Annotated in this window: 17 protein-coding genes; 1 reads left to right on the top strand and 16 read right to left on the bottom strand. The window is 43.8% G+C overall.

The features are described from left to right. Positions 1-168: 168 nt before the first annotated feature. The 3 genes from parC to parE all read right to left on the bottom strand — a co-directional run bounded on the left by parC (position 169) and on the right by parE (position 5,618). Entirely contained in the window at positions 169-2,622 is a 2,454-nt protein-coding gene (gene parC, locus O3602_RS05585) for a DNA topoisomerase IV subunit A (protein ID WP_371611320.1), read from the bottom strand. 172 nt (positions 2,623-2,794) lie between these two features. Next, positions 2,795-3,613, bottom strand: a complete 819-nt coding sequence (locus tag O3602_RS05590) for an aminoglycoside 6-adenylyltransferase (protein ID WP_270298354.1) — start codon at positions 3,611-3,613, stop codon at positions 2,795-2,797. 55 nt (positions 3,614-3,668) lie between these two features. Beyond that, the gene (gene parE, locus O3602_RS05595; protein WP_270298356.1) at positions 3,669-5,618 is read right to left on the bottom strand and encodes a DNA topoisomerase IV subunit B; all 1,950 of its coding nucleotides are present in this window, start codon (positions 5,616-5,618) and stop codon (positions 3,669-3,671) included. A gap of 187 nt (positions 5,619-5,805) precedes the next feature. Here parE and plsY point away from each other — a divergent pair, with 187 nt between their 5' ends. Then, positions 5,806-6,450, top strand: a complete 645-nt coding sequence (gene plsY / locus O3602_RS05600) for a glycerol-3-phosphate 1-O-acyltransferase PlsY (RefSeq protein ID WP_049473029.1) — start codon at positions 5,806-5,808, stop codon at positions 6,448-6,450. A gap of 57 nt (positions 6,451-6,507) precedes the next feature. Here the strand turns inward: plsY and O3602_RS05605 are convergent, their stop codons facing one another. The 13 genes from O3602_RS05605 to O3602_RS05665 form a co-directional block, all read right to left on the bottom strand. After that, positions 6,508-6,918, bottom strand: a complete 411-nt coding sequence (locus O3602_RS05605; RefSeq protein WP_003011841.1) for a hypothetical protein — start codon at positions 6,916-6,918, stop codon at positions 6,508-6,510. 56 nt (positions 6,919-6,974) lie between these two features. Then, entirely contained in the window at positions 6,975-7,340 is a 366-nt protein-coding gene (locus tag O3602_RS05610) for a hypothetical protein (RefSeq protein WP_003003707.1), read from the bottom strand. Between the two features lie 108 nt (positions 7,341-7,448). Next, positions 7,449-8,234, bottom strand: coding sequence for an L-threonylcarbamoyladenylate synthase (locus O3602_RS05615; RefSeq protein WP_003012044.1), 786 nt, complete (start codon positions 8,232-8,234; stop codon positions 7,449-7,451). A 96-nt stretch (positions 8,235-8,330) separates the two neighbouring features. After that, on the bottom strand, positions 8,331-8,921 hold the full coding sequence (gene leuD / locus O3602_RS05620) for a 3-isopropylmalate dehydratase small subunit (RefSeq protein WP_003011923.1): 591 nt from the start codon (positions 8,919-8,921) through the stop codon (positions 8,331-8,333). Positions 8,922-8,932: 11 nt separating this feature from the next. Further along, entirely contained in the window at positions 8,933-10,315 is a 1,383-nt protein-coding gene (gene leuC, locus O3602_RS05625) for a 3-isopropylmalate dehydratase large subunit (RefSeq protein ID WP_270298365.1), read from the bottom strand. 24 nt (positions 10,316-10,339) lie between these two features. Beyond that, complete coding sequence (locus tag O3602_RS05630; RefSeq protein ID WP_003012117.1) at positions 10,340-10,618, bottom strand: DUF1294 domain-containing protein; 279 nt, start codon at positions 10,616-10,618, stop codon at positions 10,340-10,342. Position 10,619: 1 nt separating this feature from the next. Continuing rightward, complete coding sequence (leuB, locus tag O3602_RS05635) at positions 10,620-11,657, bottom strand: 3-isopropylmalate dehydrogenase (protein WP_151379055.1); 1,038 nt, start codon at positions 11,655-11,657, stop codon at positions 10,620-10,622. 12 nt (positions 11,658-11,669) lie between these two features. Beyond that, positions 11,670-13,232 carry a 2-isopropylmalate synthase gene (locus O3602_RS05640; protein ID WP_270298371.1) on the bottom strand — a complete coding sequence of 521 codons (1,563 nt, stop codon included), beginning with the start codon at positions 13,230-13,232 and terminating at the stop codon, positions 11,670-11,672. A 508-nt stretch (positions 13,233-13,740) separates the two neighbouring features. Beyond that, entirely contained in the window at positions 13,741-14,373 is a 633-nt protein-coding gene (locus O3602_RS05645; protein ID WP_270298373.1) for a YpmS family protein, read from the bottom strand. Beyond that, positions 14,342-15,184, bottom strand: a complete 843-nt coding sequence (locus O3602_RS05650; RefSeq protein WP_270298375.1) for an SGNH/GDSL hydrolase family protein — start codon at positions 15,182-15,184, stop codon at positions 14,342-14,344. Before O3602_RS05650 ends, O3602_RS05645 begins: the two co-directional genes overlap by 32 nt. Positions 15,185-15,198: 14 nt before the next feature. Continuing rightward, positions 15,199-16,467: a dihydroorotase gene (locus tag O3602_RS05655; RefSeq protein WP_270298376.1), complete on the bottom strand. Its 1,269-nt coding sequence runs from the start codon at positions 16,465-16,467 to the stop codon at positions 15,199-15,201. Positions 16,468-16,478: 11 nt separating this feature from the next. Further along, complete coding sequence (locus tag O3602_RS05660; protein ID WP_003003493.1) at positions 16,479-16,943, bottom strand: 8-oxo-dGTP diphosphatase; 465 nt, start codon at positions 16,941-16,943, stop codon at positions 16,479-16,481. Positions 16,944-16,952: 9 nt separating this feature from the next. Continuing rightward, positions 16,953-17,606, bottom strand: a complete 654-nt coding sequence (locus tag O3602_RS05665) for a uracil-DNA glycosylase (protein ID WP_270298377.1) — start codon at positions 17,604-17,606, stop codon at positions 16,953-16,955. Positions 17,607-17,653: the final 47 nt, after the last annotated feature.

The raw sequence follows: 17,653 nt of genomic DNA on the forward strand, positions 1-17,653 counted from the left end.
CTCCTTTTTATTCTTTCTATTCCTTGTCGATCTGATGCAGGTCGATTCAGTTTCTCAATCTATGTACACTATTGTACACCATTTCATGAGAATTTCAAGCGAAATTTTCAATTTTCAGAAAATTTATTTTTAAAGAAAGTCAGTCCTATAATGGACCGACACTTTCTTTTATTTGATAGTAGCTAAAAAAACTTCTTGATCCGAAATGGTATCGTTGACAAAGGATCCATTGCTTGTTCTTTCAGAAATGCTTAATTGTGTCAAATCAACTTCTGTCACCTGACCTGTTGTAGAAGTGATCTGAAGGATTTGATCTTGTTCTGCCACTTCTTCTTGGCTCGTAAAGAGATCAAAATCTCCCTGGTCAGTAAAGACTGGACCTGCCTTGAAGACGCGATTTGGTTTATTTTTCAGCTCACGCAAGACCTGTAGTCCCCTTTTAGCTCGACTGGTCACAGGAATATCGTCTTGTAACATCCGTTTGAGGCTGCCTCGTTGAGTCAGAATGTACATGCTTGGAGTTGTCGACTTAAAGGCGGCAGCAACTTGATCTCCGTCTTTGAGGTTAATCGCTTTGACTCCTGCTGCTTTGGCTCCTACGACAGGAACCTCTTCAATATTGAAGCGCAACCCGTACCCATTTTTAGTAATGATCATGATATCTTCCAGGACAACTGGCGCAACCGCTACGATACGGTCGTCTTGGTCTTTGAGCTTAGCATACTTAGTCGATTTAGAACGATAAGTCCGCCATGGGCTCAATTCTTTGCGTTCAAAGCGCTTGATTTGTCCTTGTTGAGTTGCTGCAAAGTAGGTTACTCCCTCAAACTGATCCACAATCTCCGTAAAGAGAATTTCTTCCTCTTGCTCGAAATTGGTCAAGGTCTGACTGAGGTGCTCTCCGATATCCTTCCACTTGGTATCTGTCAATTCGTGAATTGGTCGATAAATGGCATTCCCCAAGTTGGTAAAGAGTAAGAGATGCTGAGTGGTCTTAGCAGGCTCTACGAAAATCAACTCGTCATCGTCCCGCTTACCGACTTCTTCCAGTGTTGAGGCATTAAAAGAACGAGGCGAGGTCCGTTTGATATATCCAGCACGGGTCACACTTACGAAGGTTTCCTCTTCAACAATGAGACTGGCTGTATCAATCTCGATCGTTTTAGCAGTGTCTTGCAATTCACTGCGACGCGGATTCCCAAAGAGCTTCTTGACTTCACGCAATTCCTTCTTCATGAGATTGAACATGGTCCGTTCATCCCCAATGATGGCTGCCAAGGTCGCGATTTGCTCCTTGAGACTAGCATGTTCTTCTTCCAAGGTCACGATATCTGTATTGGTCAAACGGTACAATTGCAAGGTAACAATAGCTTCTGCTTGTTCTTCCGTGAAATCGTAGCTGACCTTGAGGTTTTCTTTAGCATCTGCCTTATTATCAGAAGCACGGATCAAGGCAATCACTTCATCCAGGATGGAAATGACACGGATCAAGCCCTCTACGATATGGAGGCGTCGTTCTGCCTTTTCCTTATCAAAGCGCGAGCGAGCGACAATGATATCCCGACGGTGAGCAATGTAGCTAGACAGGATCGGTACAATCCCCACTTGTCGAGGGGTATAATTGTCAATCGCCACCATATTGAAGTTGTAGTTGACCTGCAAGTCTGTGTACTTGAACAAGTAGTTCAAGATTAGATCGGCATTGGCGTCTTTCTTCAGCTCAATGGCAATGCGAAGACCATCCCGGTCAGACTCATCCCGGACTTCCGCAATACCGGCCACCTTGTTGTTAACACGGACATCGTCGATCTTCTTGACCAAGACTGCCTTGTTGATCTCATAAGGGATCTCGGTAACAACGATTTGCTGCTTACCGCCTTTGAGCTGCTCGATCTCTGTCTTAGAGCGGACAACCACCCGGCCCTTACCAGTTTCATAGGCTTTCTTGATCTCATCCCGTCCCTGGATAATGGCACCAGTTGGGAAATCAGGCCCAGGCAGAAACTCCATGAGTTTGTCTACCTTGGCAAATGGATGGTCGATCATGTAGACCACGGCATCGATGACTTCAGCAAGGTTGTGTGGCGGAATATCTGTTGCATAACCAGCTGAAATCCCTGTAGCTCCATTGACCAAGAGGTTTGGAAAGGCTGCCGGCAAAACAGTTGGCTCTTTTTCTGTATCGTCAAAGTTCCAGGCAAATGGCACTGTATTCTTTTCGATATCTTGCAAAAGATAACCCGCAATTTCAGACAAGCGCGCCTCGGTATAACGCATAGCCGCTGGTGGATCACCGTCCATGGAACCATTGTTTCCATGCATTTCGACTAGGATCTCACGATTCTTCCAGTCCTGAGACATGCGGACCATGGCATCATAGATAGAACTGTCCCCGTGAGGGTGGAAATTCCCCATGATATTACCGACAGACTTGGCAGACTTGCGGTAGCCCTTGTCATGGGTATTCCCATCCTTATTCATAGAATAAAGAATCCGCCGTTGAACTGGTTTCAAGCCATCCCGAATATCAGGAAGAGCTCGTTCTTGAATAATGTATTTGGAGTAGCGACCAAAGCGCTCCCCCATGATGTCCTCCAAGGACATATTTTGAATATTAGACATAAGATACAAAGCCCGTAAAATACATAGTGAAAATAAGAAATTTATCTTTTTCACACAGCACTCAGGGCGTGTTCAACTCCTTTCAAAGAATGTTGAGTAGTCTTTTGTAGAAAAAGGCAATCGGTTACCACAAGCAACCAAAGGATCCTTTTTTTAGTTTAAAATAGATTCATTAACGATTAGAAAGTTTCTCTTTAGCATAAGAAATCATTTTCTCTGCAACTTCCATATCGTAAGTAAACCCCATCTTTTGAGCCAGAATTTGAGCTTCTCGATTGAATAGCCCCATGGTAGCAAATAAAGACTGAGTGATTTTATCGATACTAGATAAATCAAGCAGTGCTGAGAACTCCTTCTCTTGCCTGGCTGGTAGATACTGGAAGAGGTACTTGTAGTTCTTTCCGATATCAACTACTCCCCTATCGCTTGTCACCAGCCAAGCTAAGACCTTGAGGAGTTCTTGCTGACAAATGCCATAGAGGTGGTCGGTCGCATAGATAAGCTGATTTCTTCGAATGGCCTTGACAACATAAGCCGATACCCACCAAAATTCATTGCAGGATGCTGCAAATTCCTCTTCAGTAGGTGGAGCGGTCCAATAGCGCTTGGAATTAGGCTGATAGACTTCAAACAAACCTTTGTCGTCTTTTATAACTTCAAAATTTGCTTCGCTGTCCACCCACTCTTGGGTATACTCCTTGGGACAGAGGGTCAAATCGATACGGTTGCCATCTTCAAAGAGCATGAGATACAGACGACGGTGTCCAAGGACATTGTGCTGTTCAATCAGACGCATTCCAAACTGGTCTAGCCAAGATAAATCAGATAACAAGTCGTTCAGATTTTCAACAATATAGACCACATCATAATCTTGAAACTCGTCTTTGGGTACCTGAGGATTCGTTCGTGATCCGGATAAAGCAATTGCTTCTACTTCTAGAGTATCAGCTATTTGCAAAATCAGATTCATCATTTCTGTATCAGTTCTCATATCGATTCCTTACCATTTCTACATCCCAGCATATTTACTTTATAGTAGAAAGTGATTAAAATACTGTATTTTCTTCTAAGGTAAACTTAACGTTATCTTCGATCCATTGACGACGTGGTGCAGCCTTATCTCCCATAAGGACAGAGACGCGGCGTTCTGCACGCGCTAAATCATCAATGGTGACACGGATCAGGGTACGAGTTTCTGGATTCATGGTGGTTTCCCAAAGCTGATCCGCATTCATTTCCCCCAACCCTTTGTAACGTTGGAGGGTTGCTCCACGGCCAAAGGTCCGACGCAACTCTTCTAATTCGCTATCTGTCCAAGCATAGGCTACTTCTTCTTTCTTGCCTTTGCCTTTCGACATCTTATAAAGAGGAGGAAGTGCAATGTAGACATGACCTGCTTCTACCAAAGGGCGCATATAGCGATAGAAGAAAGTTAGGAGCAAGGTTTGAATGTGGGCACCATCCGTATCCGCATCGGTCATGATGATGATCTTGTCATAGTTGGCATCTTCCACTGAGAAATCTGCCCCAACGCCAGCACCGATGGTGTAAATCATGGTGTTGATTTCCTCGTTTTTGAGGATATCACTCATATTGGCCTTCTCAGTATTGAGCACCTTCCCACGAAGTGGAAGAATCGCTTGGAACTTGCGGTCCCGCCCTTGTTTGGCAGAACCGCCGGCTGAGTCTCCTTCGACTAGATAGAGTTCGTTTTTCTTAGGATTTTTAGACTGGGCTGGTGTCAATTTACCAGACAAAAGCCCTTTGTCCTTTTTGCTCTTCTTACCATTTCGACTTTCATCCCGCGCTTTTCGAGCGGCTTCACGCGCATCCCGGGCTTTAATAGCCTTACGAATGAGATTAGAAGCCAACTCCCCATTTTCCATGAGGAAGAAGGTCAATTTATCAGAAACAATGCTATCGACGACTGGACGAGCTAAGGGACTTCCTAATTTGTCTTTGGTTTGTCCTTCAAACTGTAAATGGGCTTCTGGAACCAAGATCGAAAGAACCGCTGACAAACCTTCGCGGTAGTCTGATCCTTCCAGATTCTTGTCTTTTTCTTTGAGGAGTCCTGTCTTTCTTGCATAGTCGTTCATAGCCTTGGTAATGGCTGTCTTCAGACCCGTCTCGTGGGTTCCCCCATCTTTGGTGCGGACATTATTAACGAAGGACAAGATATTATCTGAGTAACCATCATTGTATTGCATGGCCACTTCTACCTGAAAACCATCTGATTCGCCACTAAAGTAAAGAACCGGTGTCAAAGTTTCCTTGTCTTCGTTCAAGTACTCTACAAAATCTTGGACACCATTTTCATAATGAAAGGCCACATGGTTATCTTCTTCCTTGCGGAGATCGGTCAGCGTCAGCGTCACGTCCTTAAGCAAGAAGGCTGATTCTTTGATCCGCTCAGCAATGGTATTGAATTTGAAATCCGTCGTTGAAAAGATGGTTGGATCTGGCATGAAAGTGACCTTGGTCCCTGTCTTAGACTTGGGAGCAGAGCCAATCTTTTCGAGGGTTGTAACTGGTTTTCCCCCATCTTCAAAACGTTGCTTGTAGACAGATCCATCACGCGTAATTTCTACCTCTAACCAGCTAGAAAGGGCATTGACGACAGAAGATCCCACACCGTGAAGACCTCCAGATGTCTTATAGCCTCCTTGACCAAACTTTCCTCCGGCGTGGAGGACCGTAAAGATCACCTCAACGGTTGGTTTACCCATAGCATGCATCCCAGTCGGCATTCCACGTCCCTGGTCTTCTACCGATAGTGAACCGTCTTTATTAATCGTGACATCGATTTGTGATCCAAAGCCAGACAAGGCTTCATCGACCGCATTATCTACGATCTCCCAGACCATGTGATGTAAGCCATTTCCGTCAGTCGATCCGATATACATCCCTGGACGTTTTCGAACTGCATCCAACCCTTCTAGTACCTGAATGGCATCGTCATTATAATTATTAATATTGATTTCCTTTTTTGCCACAAGGAACCTCCTGTTTGTTCATCTTTTCTATATTACAGTTTTTTAGGAAATTTTGCAAAATTTTTTCTCTTTATATGGAGATTTCTATATCCCAGTAAAAAATGTTGGCAAGGAATTTTCTTCAGATGTCACAATTGAACTCCAGAAATTGCTTTTTCTATCGTTGGCTTTTTGATATAATGAAACTATGATAAAAGAAATAAGTGTTTTAATTTTAGCCTATCTGTTAGGCTCCATTCCTTCGGGATTATGGATTGGGAAAATCTTTTTCCATATTAATTTACGGGAACATGGCTCGGGCAATACAGGAACGACCAATACCTTTCGGATTTTAGGGAAGAAAGCTGGGATCATTGTCTTTGCAATTGATTTCTTGAAAGGAACTTTGGCCGTTCTCCTTCCGACTTTCTTTGGAATTCAGGGGATCTCGCCGATGGTCTTTGGTCTCTTAGCTGTTTTGGGACACACTTTCCCAATTTTTGCTGGATTCAAGGGTGGAAAAGCAGTGGCGACGAGTGCTGGTGTCTTACTTGGTTTCTCGCCTATCCTGCTACTCATTTTAGCTGTTTATTTTGTAGCCAGCCTGTATTTGACCAGTATGATTTCGTTTTCGAGTGTTACCGTTGCGCTACTCGCAATTCTTTCAGTCCTCCTTCTTCCTTTAACTGGATGGATCTTGCACAGCTATGATCCGCTTTTTACAGTCATTGTCTTGGCCCTAGCGACCTTGATCATTCTTCGACACAAGGACAATATCCAACGGATCAAAGAGAAAAAAGAAAATCTCATCCCTTGGGGAAAGAACATCACCCATCAACAACCAAAAAACTAGAGCGCATGCTCTAGTTTTTTTGATTGAATTCCCCTTATACTTTTGAACAGATCCTCATTATAAAGCATCGACTAGGTCCATCAGTATTTCCATAGGTGTTTTTTTCCTACGACCATTAACAGTTTCGATAAGATGATAAACTTTTAAACGATTGTCATTGCTAAATACAAACTCAAAGCGGAATTCTCGTCCGTTGGGTGCCACTGTATCAAATTTCGTTTTATATTTATCATGAACGGGGCTAACTGGAAATTTATGGAAGAGCATGCGTCGCTTATCTCCTGCTTCTTTTAGACAGTTTTCTAGTTCTTGACAATAGTCATAAAACAGCTGATAGAGGTCTTCTTCTGAAATTCTTCTTCTCCGAACCAATGATGTAAAATCCGAAAAACTTCTGCGAGGAATTTCAATGCTAAATGAGAAGCCCTCTTGGTTGATTCTTTCTAAAAATGCATCTCTTGAAATCATAGAACCACTCTTTCTTTTATCAATCTGTAATGAACCCTTATTGTTTCTATATATCGTCAATCCATTATGTAATCAAGCAGATCCATCAGGGTGAGTTTCTTACGACCATTGACGGTCTCAAATAAATTATAAACTCTTAGTTCTTGATTCTTTTTAAAAGAAAACTCAAAGCGGAACTCGCGGCCATTACATGCCGCTACATAAAATCCGGTCTGATATTTCCTCTTATCCGCTACTACTTGCATTTGCTGGTCTTCTACCTCTCTACAAAGTAAAAGAAAGATCTGATAGAGTTGCTCCTCAGAGAGCCTTTTTCTCCAAACCAATGACTTGAAGTTATTGTACGTCCACCATGGGATTTGGATGTTGAAGGAAAAACCTTCCTGATTGGCTTTATCGATAAATGCTTTTCTGGAAACCATACCAATTTCCCTTCTATTGGAACATCTGGAACATCGTTTGACTCTATTATACCATCTTTTATCCTTTCACAAAAAAAGCATCCCAAATGGAATGCTTTTTTCTGTTTCTTAATAGTATTCCCCTTGGCGGTAGTTCCAAGAGTTGAAATGATCAGATAAGTGCATCATGATCTTATCGATATCCAATCCTTTACGGATGACAACTGGACAAGTATTGACAGAACGGCTACCTGCCCCTTGTTCTGGAATCAATTTTCCTTCGGAATCAACCATAGAGACCATTACCCCTTGTTCATAGCGTGTTTCAATGGTCTTGTCTGGTTGGATAGAGGCTACATAATCATCGGCTTCGATGACCAAGTCAACAGCACCTTCGATACGCTCACCAATTCCTTCAACCTTCCCACGGTTTCCTTTACCGGATGGGTTAGCTGAAGAGGCGTAAACCATCTTGCCTTCTTTTTCCCACATTTCCTTGGCAATTTGCTCACCAGCTTTACCAAATTTAATGACAAAACAGCTGGTTCCACGAACATCTGTCATGAGTTCCTCGCGTCCATCTCCGAAGGCTTGTAATTTTGCATAGGCATCTTCACGCCATGGAAGGATACAACCAAGCAAGATATCTTCATCCCAATGTTTTTGGTAGAAGGCTTCGATTTCAGGATTCAATTGCGCAAGGGCACGAAGTTCATCCATGCTTCCACAAAGAACTACACCAGGTTTGTTGCGGTTGCGTTCTTTGGCTTCAAACTTCCGTTCCAAGCCAGCCTTGTCGCTAGTCATGATGATGTAGCCAACTTTGGTAGGGCAGACGATACAACCACCCTCGCCTTTAAGAATGTCAAATCCTTCTTGTGAAAGTGTACCGTCCCATTGAATGTGTTTTGTCATAAATTTCGTCCTCTTCTATTTCTTTTTTTCTATTCTATCAAAATTCCCAAAAAGCTTCAATATATTTTCTGAAAATTCTTAATTAACTATACAATTTTATTGCCAATAGGCGGGCCGATTCTTCTCATAAGCAGCAATCAAGTCCTCGTATTGGAGGGTAATCCCAATGTCATCTAGACCGTTGAGTAATTTGTGCTTCCAATCCCTATCAATCTCAAAGCTGAATTCTCCAACAGGCGAGATGATCTTCTGCTCTTCCAAATCCACCGTTACCTCATCTGTCGGCTTCAAGCTTGCCAGCTTATGACGAACCTCTAAAGGCTGGACTATTGGTAGCATCCCATTATTGAGTTCATTATTGTAATGGATATCTCCAAAAGAGCCGGCGATAACAACTTTAAAGCCATAATCAGCTAAAGCCCAGGCTGCGTGCTCCCGAGAAGAACCAGCCCCAAAATTGTCGCCAGTAATCAAAATGGTGGCCTGACGATATTCTGCTTTGTTAAAGATAAATTCTGGATCCTCGGAGTATCGATCATCCAAGTAGCGCCAAGCGTACATGAGGTACTTTCCAAAGCCTTTTTTATCAATCAGCTTTAAAAATTGCTTGGGGAGGATTTGGTCGGTATCGATATTATCGTTCATCAAGGGAACCGTAGTTCCCGTATAAATGGTAAATTTCTCCATGATTCCTCCTTTTACTGGACTTCTGGCATTTGGCGTACATCGACAAAGCGACCGGCGATTGCTGCTGCTGCCGCCATTGCGGGGCTACAGAGATGGGTCTTAGCCCCAAATCCTTGGCGGTCTTCAAAGTTCCGGTTGCTAGTTGACGCACAGTGGACTCCATCCGGCACCTTGTCCGGATTCATTCCTAGACACATGGAGCATCCTGGATCACGCCATTCAAAGCCCGCATCCATGAAGATCTTGTCTAAGCCTAATTTTTCGGCAGCTTGCTTAACCGGACGAGAGCCAGGTACCACAATAGCAGTTAAGTTGGGCGCAATTTTTTTGCCTTTCACAAACTTAGCTGCCAACTCCAAATCGCTGAGACGCGCATTGGTACAAGAACCGATAAAGATATAGCCTAATTCAATGTCTGCTGGTTTTTGGCCAGGTTCTAGATCCATATAATGATAAGCCCGTTCATCATTCATGTCGCGAATGTCTGGAAAAGGAGTCTCAAAGTCCACTCCCATAGAAGGATTGGTCCCCCAAGTCACCATCGGAGCAAGATCAGATACATCCATACGGATTACTTTGTCATAAACGGCATCGTCATCACTAACCAGAGTCTTCCAATCAGCCACTGCAGTCTCAAAATCATCTGGCACACATTCACGTCCCCGGAGGTAGTCAAAGGTCGTCTCATCTGGATTCATGATCCCCATTTTGGATCCAAACTCGATAGACATGTTACAGATGGTCATGCGTTCTTCCATGGTCAAGCGATCAATTGCTTCTCCCCGATACTCTACGACGTAGCCAACTCCACAAGCAACACCGTAGCGCGCTATTAAAGCTAGGATGTAATCCTTTGAATAGATCCCTTTTTGTGGGGTTCCGGTGAATTCAACCAACATTTTCTTTGGTTTGACTTGCCAGATGGTTTGGGTGGCAAAGACATGCTCCACTTCACTGGTTCCAATCCCAAAGGCAATGGCACCAAAGGCTCCGTGTGTTGCGGTATGGCTGTCTCCACAGACAATAAATTTTCCAGGCTGGGTCCGACCGGTTTCAGGGCCCACCATATGAACGATTCCTTGCTTGGCAGAACCATGGGCAGCATGATCAATCCCAAAGTCCACCACATTCTCAGCTAATTTATCAATCTGGGCTTTTGAAATCACATCTCGAATATCAAAAATATTGACCGTTGGAACATTGTGATCAAAGGTTCCAAAGGTTAAATCAGGTCGTCGGACCTTGCGTCCTGCATCCCGTAATCCTTGAAAGGCTTGCGGACTCGTCACTTCGTGGATGTAGTGTTGATCCACATACATGAGCTGGGGTTGTCCTTCCACTCCTGTAATCACGTGGCGGTCCCAAAGTTTATCAAAGATAGATTTTCCACTCATCGTCTTTCTCCATTTATCTTCTTGCTAGGAAATCCATTGAAGGATTAGAAAGAGGGCACCTGCTAAAAAAAGGCTACTGCCCCACCAGGTAGCTTGAAAATACCATTTCCGCACCTTGTGGTGAAAGAGATATCCACCTAGTAGAGCTCCGAATCCACCAAGCACCCAGCTCTCGAGTAACAGGACCTTTTCAGGAATCCGCCACCTGTTTTGGATAGCTTTTCGTTTATCTAAACCATAGGTCAGAAATACGATACTATTCCAAATAGCAATAACAACTAAACAGCGATCTCTCCAAGTCATCTTAGAGATTCCCAATAATGGCTGCAGTCATCTCAGCAGTAGAAGCCTGACCACCTAGATCTCGCGTCAAGATTCCTTGATTCAAGGTTTGATTGACAGCTTCTTCGATCATTTCTGCACCTGCTGTTTCTCCAAAACTGTCTCGGAGCATCATGGCAACGGACAGGATCATGGAAATCGGATTGGCAATGCCTTGACCAGCAATATCAGGTGCTGAACCATGAATCGGTTCGTACATGCTTGGTCCTTGATCAGAATGACTGGCAGATGGCATCACGCCAAGTGTTCCAGGAAGGACGCTCGATTCGTCAGATAAGATATCTCCGAATAGATTCTCTGTCACTACAACATCAAAGCGGGCTGGATTGGTAATCATGATCATGGCCGCACTATCGACAAGCTGGTGCTCTAAGGTCACATCTGGAAATTCTTTAGCAACTTCTTCTGCCACTTGGCGCCACAATTTAGAAGTTGCAAGGACATTTTGCTTATCGATACTGGTCACTTTCTTACCACGTCCTTGCGCGATCTTGAAGGCTTGGCGCATAATCCGACGGATTTCTTCTGTACTGTAATCATTGATATCGCGTGCTGTATCTTCTTTTAAGATATGGTCTCCGAAGTAAATCCCACCTGTCAATTCACGTACGACCACAAAGTCGACACCCTCGATACGCTCTGGTTTCAAAGGAGACAAGTGTTTCAAGGCATCAAAAATCCGTACAGGACGAATATTGGCAAAGAGATTTAATTCCTTGCGAATAGCGAGCAGGCCTTGTTCTGGACGAACAGGAGCATTGTCATACTCAGGACTCCCGATAGCTGCGAGAAGAATAGCATCCGCTCCTTTAGCTGCTTTTAGAGTATCTTGGGGAAGTGGGTGGCCAGCGGCATCAATCCCAGCACCCCCAAAAGGTTTGTCTTCTAGACTATAATCAAAGCCGATTTTGGGAGCAACGGCTGCGAGGACCTCTAGTCCAGCTGCCATGATCTCAGGGCCAATCCCATCTCCTGCAAGTGTTACAATTTTCTTTGTCATGTTTATTTCCTCTTAGGCTTGTAGAAGGTCGCGGTAGGAGACAGCTCGTCCCATCTCACCCGCATTCTCTTTTTGAACCAGCGTGTTGGCATTGATATAAGCGATGGCAGAGGCTTTCAATACGTCGAAGTCCAAACCAGAAGCATTGAAAATCGTATCTGTATCGACATTTTCCACGGATACCAAGACACGGGCTTGGGCATCGATCCCATCAGTCACTGCATCGATATTATAAGATGTCAAGCGAACAGTTTGGTTGAAGAATTTATCAATCGCATTAAAGATCGCTTCAACCGACCCTTGACCATTGGCAAGGAACTCAAGCACTTCCCCTTCTTCATTTCGGAGGCTAACCGCTGATGTAATCGTTTCGTCTGCATTGGTGGTTAAGCGGAGATCATTAAATTGGAATCCTTCTGGATTTTCCACTGCTGTACCGGCAACAAGGGCGCGGATATCGGCATCAGTGATCTCGTGTTTCTTGTCTGCCAGAGATTTGAACTTAGCAAACAACGGCTTGATGTCCTCTTCTGTAAATTCCAGTCCCAACTCATGCAGTTTTTCGACAAAGGCATGGCGACCAGACAATTTTCCAAGAGGGAGACTATTGCTCTTAACACCCACCAACTCAGGGGTAATGATTTCGTAGGTAAGAGGATTTTTAAGAACTCCATCTTGGTGAATACCAGACTCATGTGAGAAGGCATTGCCACCAACAACTGCCTTGTTTTTAGGAATTGGAATCCCAGAGTAACGAGAGACCAACTCAGAGGTGTTGATGGTTTCATTAAGGACAATCGGACTTTCAACTTGGTAATAGTCTTCACGGATATTGAGAGCAACCGCTACTTCTTCAAGTGCCGCATTGCCGGCCCGTTCACCGATTCCATTAATGGTTCCTTCGACACGACGGGCACCATTTTTAACAGCAGCGAGGCTATTCGCGACGGCCATACCTAGGTCATCATGGCAATGAGGGGAATAGATAATCTCGCGGTCTGTCTTGACGTGGTCGATCAAGTATTTGAAAATGGCACCGTACTCTGCTGGTGTCGTGAAACCGACTGTATCAGGAATATTGATGTAGCTGGCACCAGCATCGACTGCAGTCTGTACGACTTGCAAGAGGAAATCCAACTCCGTCCGTGTCGCATCTTCTGGTGAGAATTCAACAATCTCAAATTTTGAGCGAGCGTAAGAAACGTGCTCTTTGATCGCTTCAAGAATTTCTTCCTTGGTCTTGTTGAGTTTAAACTCCCGGTGAATCGGACTCGTTGCGATAAAGACGTGAATTTGTGGATACTTAGCATCCTTCAAAGCTTCATAACAAGCATCGATATCGGATTTAACGGAGCGAGCCAAACCTGTCACAGCAGACTTGGTCAAGACTTTTGCAATCTCCTGCACAGCTGTGAAGGAATCCGGACTAGCTGCAGGAAAACCTGCTTCAATAGCAGAAATACCCCATTTTTCCAATTGCTTGGCAATGGCAATCTTTTCTTTAATGGAGAAATTAACTCCTGGAGTCTGTTCACCATCTCGAAGGCTAGTATCTAAAAATTCAACTTTACGCATAGGGTCTCCTCATTTCTATGTAGTGGATATAAAGAAAAACATCTCACTCGGTCAACCAAGCGAGATGTTTTTGCCCGCTTGGTAAGCCAAACAGGACTAATGCTTCTGCACTAGCCCTTATACCTCAACAACAAAGCAAATTGAATAAACTTAGCTGTTTTCATGTTTGACTTTCTCCTTTGTTCAATGTCTTGTTTAGTATTTTAGCATAGGGAAGAATCAATGTCAAGAATTTTCCGTAATATTCTGAATTTTTTGAATAGAAACAAAATAAAGCTTTTGATTCTACTTAGTCTATAGACAGCCTGTTTTTACATAAGAAAACCGTGATGCTCTTAAAAAAATTATAATGATATAAACAATTAGGATCATTTAAACACGTCATATAATGAAACTTTCCGCCGTGAGAAAAGTGCTAGAAACACGTTGTTTCTAGCACTCGGAATTATTGAGCCTAAGGAAAGTTTTTAAGATGACTTTGAATTCAATTTGAATAACCTCTTTCGCCTTACTTCTTCTGATACAAATCAAAAACGATCTTATCGTTATAGAGGTCAATGGTATTGGCCTTGACATAGATTCCAAAGTCATTGTCAATTTCTGGTAACACAATGGTGATGGTAGACTGCTTTGGAGAAATCTGAATAAATTCTGGAATAGTTTTATTCTTGCTCAAGAGCTGTAAGACCATCTTTTGTGGAATTTGAAAGGTTCCAACTGAAAAATCCTTCACCGTCAAGAGGATGTTCCCATTTTCCAATTTGGATGGTTGAAAGTAAATGTATAAGGGATAATCCTTCCCCAAGAGACTCAACTGCCCTTCTAATAGGATTTGCTGATTGTCCGCATAGACCTTGTAGTCGGACAGCTTATATTTTTTCAGAAGGGATTTGATGGTATCATTTAGTTGATCACGAGTCGTTGTCATGGTTCCAACTTTGACATCTTTGGTGCCAACTGCTTGATGAAGCTGGCTAACATCTTCTCTTGGCGTCGCTAAGCGTCCCTGTACGACTAAAGCAAAGGCTAAGAGAAGGCTGACCAAACCTAAAAATAACCATTTCCAAATATTGATTTTTTGAAGGAAGGGGACCTTCTCTTTGATGGGATTATTTTTGACTCCATGTTTTCTTCGTGGCATTGATTTTCTCCAATATTGCTTGTTTCATCTTTTCATAACCTGTGTTGTTGGGGTGAAAACGATCTTCTTCATACAAGGCATCGTTAGCAATCGGCGCCTTGCCATCACTGACTTCTGATACACCCATTTCCCCGTCAATTCCTTTATAAAGCAGATCATTGATCGGAACGAAATAGACCTGATCAAATTGCGCAATGGTTTCTTCCGTCGTCTCATTCCAACGATCAACAGCCGTCTGGATACTGGTTAATTCAGGAAAATTCAGGTAAAGAGGATTGTAGATCCCCACTACATAAATAGGAAGTTGGGGATTGTCCTTTCTGGCCTTTGTAATAATTTCTTTGAGGTTCGCTGTATAACTCTTGAGCGGTTTTTGGATATCTGATAGAGAAAAATCACTCAGATGATCGACAACAACTTTGCGCAGATCATTTCCCCCAACCGTTAAGGTCATGACACGCGCCTTTTTGAGATCCTTCTGAAGATCTGTTTGCTTCTTGAGTCGATCTAAGATCTGAGCACTTGTATTCCCAGCTACTCCATAGTTGACAGACTGGTACTGGCCGGCATTTTCATTAGACAGGCTTTGGGCAAGAATGGGGACAAAGCCCCCTTGCTTGGTGCTATCCCCTACTCCTTCGGTCAGTGAATCTCCTAGAGCTACATAAGTATAGGTGATTTCTTTCGCAGCCATTTTGGGCTTGGTCATACGAGGGGACGCAGTTGGTAGCAGAGCACGAAATAGAAAGACAAAGACAAGAAGGCTGGTTAAAAAGAAAACCAAGCCTTGCATCATTTTTTTAAGATTCATATGAATACGATCGCTTATCCTTGAAAAATCACTTGCCCATCACAGATTGTAAAAGCAACTTTCCCTTTTAATGTTTCACCCACAAATGGTGAATTGCCCGCTTTTGAAGCGAAATGATCCGATACCAGACGATCTGCTTCTGGATCAAAGATGGTCAAATCTGCCGGTCCATCCACTGCGATATATCCAGCATCAAAATCATAGAGACGTGCTGGATTATAGGACATCTTTTCAAGCAATTGCATCAGGCTTAAATGGCCTGCATGCACCAAGTAGGTCAAACCAAGAGAAAGTGAGGTTTCAAGCCCAGTCATTCCAGATGGTGCTTTGGTAATATCAGGAACATTCTTCTCATCCGCATGGTGAGGCGCGTGGTCCGTCGCAATCACAGAGATGACGCCTGACTTCAAGCCTTCAATCACTGCTAGACGGTCAGATTCCAAGCGAAGAGGTGGATTCATCTTAGCATTGCTTCCTTTAGTCAAGAGCAGACTTTCTGTTTTCGAAAAGTGTTGAGGTGCCACTTCTGCCGTCACATGAGCTCCTAATCCTTGGGCGAATTCCACCACCTTGACACTTTCTTCCTTGGAAAGGTGTTGAATATGGAGGTGAGCACCTGTCGCATGGGCAATCATGGCATCACGCGCAGCCATTGAATATTCGGCTACACCTGTCGCACCACAGACATGGAAGTGTTCCTTAGCAATGTTCTCATTCAAACCAAGAATGCCATTCAACTCAGGGTCTTCTTCATGCAGACTAATAAAGGTTCCTAGACGCTTAGCCTCTTCCAAGGCTTGGCGGACAACCTTAGTGCTTTGAAGGGGAATCCCATCATCTGAAAATCCTACTGCACCAGCCTTAAGCAGTCCTTCGAAATCTGTCAGGTGTTGACCGTCAAAGTTCTTGGTTACCGTCGCAACTGTATGAATGTGAAGATTTTCCTTGGCTGCAGAAGCTAAGACTTCCTCTAAAGTTGTAATATCTGAAATGGTCGGATTGGTATTGGCCATCATGACCACTCGGGTAAAACCACCAGCAGCTGCGGCTAAGGCACCCGTATGGATGTCTTCTTTATGAGTTTGACCGGGTTCACGGAAATGCACGTGTACATCGATCAAACCAGGAGCTACAACCAGACCAGTAGCGTCAAGGACTTCTTGTCCATCCGTTGGGAGGTTTTCAGCGATCTCTACAATTTTCTTTCCTTCAATGCGAAGATCACAGACTTGATCCAAGCCAGTCTTAGGATCCATTACGCGACCATTTTTAATGACAACCATTGCATTCTCCTTTATTCATAAAAATCAACATGCGACTCTAACAAGCGGTCGCCGTCATAGCGAAACATTGCTGAAAAGAAGGGTTTATCCTCCAACAACCACTCGACAAAGGTGTGGTCCCCTTCCCAGGTTGGTTTTGAGAGGACTTGATCATAAGGTACCCACTCCAAGGTCCCTTCGTTACACTCGATCAGTTCTCCCTCAAAATCTGTTACCTTGAAGACATAGGTGTACCAGTCCAAATCTGGAGTAAACTCCGGAAAGGTAATGATCCCTTTTAAGACTGGCTTGGCTCTAAGGCCCGTCTCCTCAAAAATCTCACGCGCAGCACACTCCTGTGGGGTTTCCCCGCGTTCTAATTTTCCACCAACTCCGATCCATTTACCTTCATGAACATCATTGGGCTTTTTATTGCGATGCAACATGAGAAATTCTTTCCCATTGTCAATGTAACAAATCGTTGCTAATTGTGGCATTTCTTTCTCCTATCTTAACCAATCAATCGGCTCGCGTCCCGAATCTTTCAAAAATTGATTGGTTTTTGAAAAGGGTTGGGAACCAAAGAATCCTCGGTAGGCCGATAAGGGACTTGGGTGAGCTGATTCAAGGACTAAATGTCGATCGTGGGTAATCAGAGGCTTTTTCTTACGGGCATAAGATCCCCAGAGGATAAAGACAACAGGCTCCTCCAACTCATTGACCACCTTGATCACAGCATCTGTGAAAGGCTCCCAAATTTGACCAGCATGGCCATTAGCCTGACCAGCTGGCACCGTCAAGCAGGCATTGAGCAAGAGCACCCCTTGCTCCGCCCAAGAGGTCAGATCATGCGACCTCTTCTCTCCAATATCTGAGCGTAATTCTTTGAGAATATTTTGCAAAGAAGGCGGCGCTGGTACATGATCTGGAACAGAAAAACTTAAGCCCTGCGCTTGATCCGGTCCATGGTAGGGATCTTGGCCTAAGATCAAGACCTTGACATGATCCATCTCTGTCGTCTGCAAGGCCTTAAAGACCTTGTCACGCGGTGGATAAACCACTCCTTTGCTATAGACTTCATTCATAAAGTCATTGATCTGGTGAAAATACCCTTCTGGAAGATGGGATTTGATGGCTTCATGCCAGGGTGAATGCTGCATGGAAACTCTCCGCTATCCAATAAATTCTCACCTTCCATTATACCACA

Source organism: Streptococcus sp. 27098_8_186 (assembly GCF_041432055.1).
Classification (GTDB): domain Bacteria; phylum Bacillota; class Bacilli; order Lactobacillales; family Streptococcaceae; genus Streptococcus; species Streptococcus dentalis.